7 protein-coding genes are annotated in these 4,996 nt (G+C 35.3%); all 7 read right to left on the reverse strand.

The window, feature by feature from the left end; genetic code table 11:
* Positions 1-645: 645 nt before the first annotated feature.
* Positions 646-966, reverse strand: coding sequence for a hypothetical protein (locus tag H4J39_RS17725; RefSeq protein WP_182229669.1), 321 nt, complete (start codon positions 964-966; stop codon positions 646-648).
* Between the two features lie 143 nt (positions 967-1,109).
* Positions 1,110-1,553 carry a hypothetical protein gene (locus H4J39_RS17730; protein WP_182229670.1) on the reverse strand — a complete coding sequence of 148 codons (444 nt, stop codon included), beginning with the start codon at positions 1,551-1,553 and terminating at the stop codon, positions 1,110-1,112.
* Positions 1,554-1,662: 109 nt separating this feature from the next.
* Entirely contained in the window at positions 1,663-2,040 is a 378-nt protein-coding gene (locus H4J39_RS17735) for a hypothetical protein (RefSeq protein ID WP_182229671.1), read from the reverse strand.
* Between the two features lie 515 nt (positions 2,041-2,555).
* Positions 2,556-2,744 (reverse strand): hypothetical protein, encoded by a 189-nt coding sequence (locus H4J39_RS17740; RefSeq protein ID WP_182229672.1) that lies wholly within the window; start codon positions 2,742-2,744, stop codon positions 2,556-2,558.
* Between the two features lie 139 nt (positions 2,745-2,883).
* On the reverse strand, positions 2,884-3,246 hold the full coding sequence (locus tag H4J39_RS17745) for a hypothetical protein (protein ID WP_182223071.1): 363 nt from the start codon (positions 3,244-3,246) through the stop codon (positions 2,884-2,886).
* A 107-nt stretch (positions 3,247-3,353) separates the two neighbouring features.
* The gene (locus H4J39_RS17750) at positions 3,354-3,671 is read right to left on the reverse strand and encodes a hypothetical protein (protein ID WP_182229673.1); all 318 of its coding nucleotides are present in this window, start codon (positions 3,669-3,671) and stop codon (positions 3,354-3,356) included.
* Between the two features lie 465 nt (positions 3,672-4,136).
* On the reverse strand, positions 4,137-4,394 hold the full coding sequence (locus H4J39_RS17755) for a hypothetical protein (RefSeq protein ID WP_182229674.1): 258 nt from the start codon (positions 4,392-4,394) through the stop codon (positions 4,137-4,139).
* Positions 4,395-4,996 lie beyond the last annotated feature (602 nt).

The following is a 4,996-nucleotide window of genomic DNA, read 5'->3' on the forward strand; positions in this document are numbered from 1 at the left end:
TCAAACAAAATACAGCAAACATAGGAAAAAACAATATACCGAAACCTGTGCTGTAACTTGCGTAACAGAATATACCACTAACAAATGCAACGACAATTTCCCAGCCACAATTATCAAAAGCTGAACTAGCGATCGTTTTTAATGGTTGAGCATAATGCTTAATCTTCAATTGTGATGGACTCTCTAGTAAACATAACGCCCATATTAAGCGGCAAATAATAGTTGGCTAAAATAGAGAGCGAAGCGAACAAAGCCAGCTGTTATTTGTCCGTTTGAATTGCTTGTTAGGTGAACAATGAAGTAATTACAATCACTTAAAGCAAACTCAGTAAATTAATATAACCGCACCACGGCTAAATACCAAACAGTAATTTTGAGCCATTTAAACAAAAGTACTTTTAGCGCACAACACAAATGTTATTGCTGGACTCTTAACAATGATTCGCGACATTCCCCAAACGCTTTGGCGAAAACCCACGAAACAGAATTACCACCAAACCAACATTAAAAATACTAAAGTTGGTTAACAATAAAAACCGAAAAGTGGTGCCACCTAACGCCCTATTAAGGGGCAAATTGTAGTTGGCTAAAATGTGCAGCGGAGCGGAACCAGCCAACTGTAATTTGTCCCACTTGAATAGCTTGTTATGTGTTTGATACTAAATACAAATACCAAGGTATTATTAACCAAATACCGCCCAAAATGCCACTTTTAATTAATGCACCTTTATTGCCATATTGAGAGCCAACGTAGGATGCAATTACTATGAGCAGAGTACAAACAAAAGCAGACCAAAACAAACTAATATATATTGCTGGCAATAATAGAACTACAGATAAACCACTGGCCGTTAATAGATATTTATATACGGCAGACTTTTCACTGGTACGCTTGAAAGATAAAGCGACTAAAGCGGCATAAAGAATAATAGATAGAACTGTAAACGCTAAAATTTGAATATCCATAAACACATAACGCCCCATTAAGAGGCAAATAATAGTTGGCTAAAATAAGCGACGAAGGAGCAAATAGCCAACTGTTATTTGTCCTGCTTGAATGGCTTGTTATATTTTATTTACATTGACATATTTAATAAATTTGCACTGTGTTATTTATAAGGTTCTGTCCATACTGTTAAATCTTCAAAGGTATGTGCTTCACTTTTGAAGTGTAATCTATAGCTTTTTCCTTTTTCTACGGTAAACTTGAACTCACCTTTTGATTTAACATTATTGTTTGATGTACTCCCAGGAATAAGGCCTCGCTCGATAGCTTGCCCTAGAGTTAAGGTGCCAAATTTAAACTTTATGGTTACTGTTCCAGGAAGGACGTAAACTTTCCTTGGGTAACCTTTAAAAGGGTCTCCAACCTCAATTCCATTTACTTGTGCTATTCCTAACGCTTGGCTATTCCCAAATCCATATCTTTGTATCTTTGCTGCATATATCGTTGCGAGCTCAGACTTTGGCCTCTTCTCTCCGTCGTATCCTTGATTTGATGTACATGAAGAAAGAAGAACACACAAAAGTATCCCTAATAATTTTTTGATCACACCAAACCTCTTTTAAAATATAACGCCCTATTAACAGGCAAAAAATTGTTTGCTAAAATGTTGAGGAACGAAAACAGCAAACTGTTTTTTGTCCTTGTTTAATAGCTTGTTATGTACCTTTATACCAACGCTCCGGATAGGAACACAACAAGGTTATGTTAAAATATTCTTCTAAAGTTAGGTACTTTAGACTTACAGGTATTAAAAAAACCAATATTGTTAAGGCTAGACAACCAATGTACATAGCTAAGACAAATGAAAATAGCATTACACTTAAAATAGATATTTGAGTATACCCACTCATTTTTCTAAGAGGCATATCCATATCAATATTCATAACCTCTGCAATTAAACCTAATTGTGAATACCACAAAACAATACTGATAAAGCAACCAATACCACCAACCCAAGATATTAATTGGTAATACTTAGGCTTCAGTCTTCGCTGATTTCTATAAGCTTGAATTAGAAATTTAATTAACTTCATTTAAACACACTGGTTGATTGAGGTACTGGTACATAACGCCCTATTAAGGGGCAAATTGCAGTTGGCTAAAATGTGAAGCGGAGCGGAACTAGCCAACTGTTATTTGTCCCACTTGAATAGCTTGTTATGTTTCGGTTTTCTCTACACTTTCGTTACACGACCAACAATGAGAAGTTGGTAATCTGTAGCTAAAGATAGACTTATAAACTTGGTTTTTATTACAGCTTTGACAATGATACCCGAGGATTAAACCAAACAAATAAATACCGAAGATCATGCTAGAAATCCAGAAAACATTTGGTAAGGAATCAAGTTCTACAACTTGTAATCTATACAAAATGATTAATACAACTTCTATAACTAAAACTAATTTAAACTTCTGACTTCGTAGCAAGAGCAAAAATCTCCGAGAAACATAACGCCCCATTAAGAGGCAAATAATAGTTGGCTAAAATAAGCGACGAAGGAGCAAATAGCCAGCTGTTATTTGTCCTGCTTGAATGGCTTATTATATGTTAATTACCAATTGATTCTATTAATATCGTGAATGAAGCGATAATTCCAAACAGATTTGTATTGGCTGCTACGGAAATAACTTTCCAATTATCACTTTCTATTTCAGCTATTTGAGAATTTAGTAAGTCTAAATCGGGTGTTTCATGCCACCATTTTTTAGTTTTGTTAAATATTACAACTTTACGCATTTATAACCTCCATGTGGAATATATCCTTTAACATATAACGCCCCATTAAGAGGCTTTTAATTGTTGGTTAAAATGTGAAGCGAAGCGGAACCTAACCAACTGTTAAAAGTCCTGCTTGAATGGCTTGTTATATGCGCAATTAAACTAACATACCGTTCGCTAATAATGCAGGTAAGAAAAATCCCACCGATAAAACAATTGACCCAGTTAATATCATTGCAACTGAACAAAAAACTGCATGTGTTGTAAATACTTTAGGTTGAAGAACTGCGCTATTTAGAAAGCCAATCTTTATAATTTGAATTTGTGAACTAAGCCAGTTTATTTTAGGTTGGAGCCAAACAAGTAATGGCTTGAAATACATAGCCAAAGCACCAAAAGCAAGTTCGATACCACCTATATCAATTAGAAACATCATTTCAGGTCCCGCAAATGCTGCGAAAGCAATAAATAAACCAATTAATAATTTTTGAATTAAACTCAAGTCATTCCAAGTGCGCATACATATCCTTGTGCATATAACGCCACATTAAGCGGCAAAAAATTGTTGGCTAAAATGTTGAACGAAGTGAAAACAGCCAACTATTTTTTGTCCGTTTGAATGCCTTGTTAGGTACTTTTAAACCTCTCCCAGAGATACAAGCCGCCTACAAATGTACCAAATGGAAAGCTCAGTAGCATTACGATTGAAACTGGTAAAGCAAACTTATGAACAACAGTATTCTCTTTAAGCAAATAGATGCCACAAAGAAATGCTAAAAGATTTACAACGAATAGTAAGGAAACAAGTAATTTAATACCTGATGGAATAGATTGTACATTTAAATATTGCGTGACACCGTAATAATAAGCAAACATAAATGCTAAAACTACAATTGCCCCATAAACAGTAAATGCCCAGCCTGAAATTTTAAATTGATTATCCATTATATTTGTAAACCTCCATATTTGAAAAACACCTAACGCCCCGCTAAGAGGCAAAATATAGTTGGTTAAAATAGGCGAGGCACGAGCAAAAAACCAACTGTATTTTGTCCTGCTTGAGCGCCTTGTTAGGAGTATTTTTCTCCGTAGAACTTAGAAACTTCATTTGTACTTAAGCCTTGTGGGAATGATCCATTAGGTTCTTCCCAATAAGAATTACACTCGTTGCACTTTAACAAGTGGGACTGTCTTTCAATATGACACCTAACTAAATACGTCATAATTTCATCGCGTTTGTCAGTGAAAGGACCTGTCCAATACTTTCGACAAAGTTCACAGCCCGAGTCGGCAAATAATACTGGCAACGCTTATACTCCTAACGCCCTATTAAGGGGCAAATGATAGTTGGCTAAAATGTGAAGCGGAGCGGAACTAGCCAACTGTTATTTGTCCCACTTGAATAGCTTGTTATGTGCTACTTTGCTCTATCTTCGTTTGCAATAGTGTAATACGGGCATTTAGTTTTTTAAAAGCTAATTGAGCATAAAAATAATGCAAAACAAAAGCAATAAAACCTGAAGCACCAAATGCAATTAAAGGCTCCGTATAAAAGAATATCGTGGCGACTATTACAGAAAATATAATACAGAGAATTAAAAAGTGACTAGAGCCAAATAGCTTCCTACTCTGGTTCTCTATTAAATTGATATGAGAATCTAAATCCATTTACCAAACCTCCGTGGCACATAACGCCCCATTAAGAGGCTTTTAATTGTTGGTTAAAATGTGAAGCGAAGCGGAACCTAACCAACTGTTAAAAGTCCTGCTTGAATGGCTTGTTATGTGGCTATTACTCTAACCTAATTTTATAACATCTGGATGCTTTTCAGATGAATATTCATGATATATATCATCGAGGTAAGTTCCAAGTTCAGTGAGTTCTAAATCACATGGATAACAACATCGTAGACTCGTGAGCGAATACCTGTATCTGATTCATTAAATAGTTGCCATTCTTCATTTTTCTTAAGAACGGACATCTGCTTGCCAAATACATTGAACTTGATAATCACAACCGAAATCTCCTAGACACATAACGCCCATATTAAGCGGCAAAAATTAGTTGGCTAAAATGTTGAACGAAGTGAAAGCAGCCAACTGTTTTTTGTCCGTTTGAATTGCTTGTTAGGTTAAATTTATTATAAAACCAGTTAGTTAAAGCAAACTTCGAAACTTAATATAACCGCACCACGGCTAAATACCAAACCATTATTTTGAGCCATTACACAAAAGTAGTTTTAGCGCACAACACAAATGTTATTGCTGGA

Origin of the sequence: Colwellia sp. Bg11-12, assembly GCF_014076955.1 — a bacterium.
Lineage (GTDB): Bacteria > Pseudomonadota > Gammaproteobacteria > Enterobacterales > Alteromonadaceae > Colwellia_A.

What these genes read in the sequence shown, in the direction of transcription:
- H4J39_RS17745 (WP_182223071.1), bottom strand. Translation starts at nt 3,246, where the DNA reads ATGCGCACTTGGAATGACTTGAGTTTAATTCAAAAATTATTAATTGGT.
- H4J39_RS17750 (WP_182229673.1), bottom strand. Translation starts at nt 3,671, where the DNA reads ATGGATAATCAATTTAAAATTTCAGGCTGGGCATTTACTGTTTATGGG.
- H4J39_RS17740 (WP_182229672.1), bottom strand. Translation starts at nt 2,744, where the DNA reads ATGCGTAAAGTTGTAATATTTAACAAAACTAAAAAATGGTGGCATGAA.
- H4J39_RS17725 (WP_182229669.1), bottom strand. Translation starts at nt 966, where the DNA reads ATGGATATTCAAATTTTAGCGTTTACAGTTCTATCTATTATTCTTTAT.
- H4J39_RS17735 (WP_182229671.1), bottom strand. Translation starts at nt 2,040, where the DNA reads ATGAAGTTAATTAAATTTCTAATTCAAGCTTATAGAAATCAGCGAAGA.
- H4J39_RS17755 (WP_182229674.1), bottom strand. Translation starts at nt 4,394, where the DNA reads ATGGATTTAGATTCTCATATCAATTTAATAGAGAACCAGAGTAGGAAG.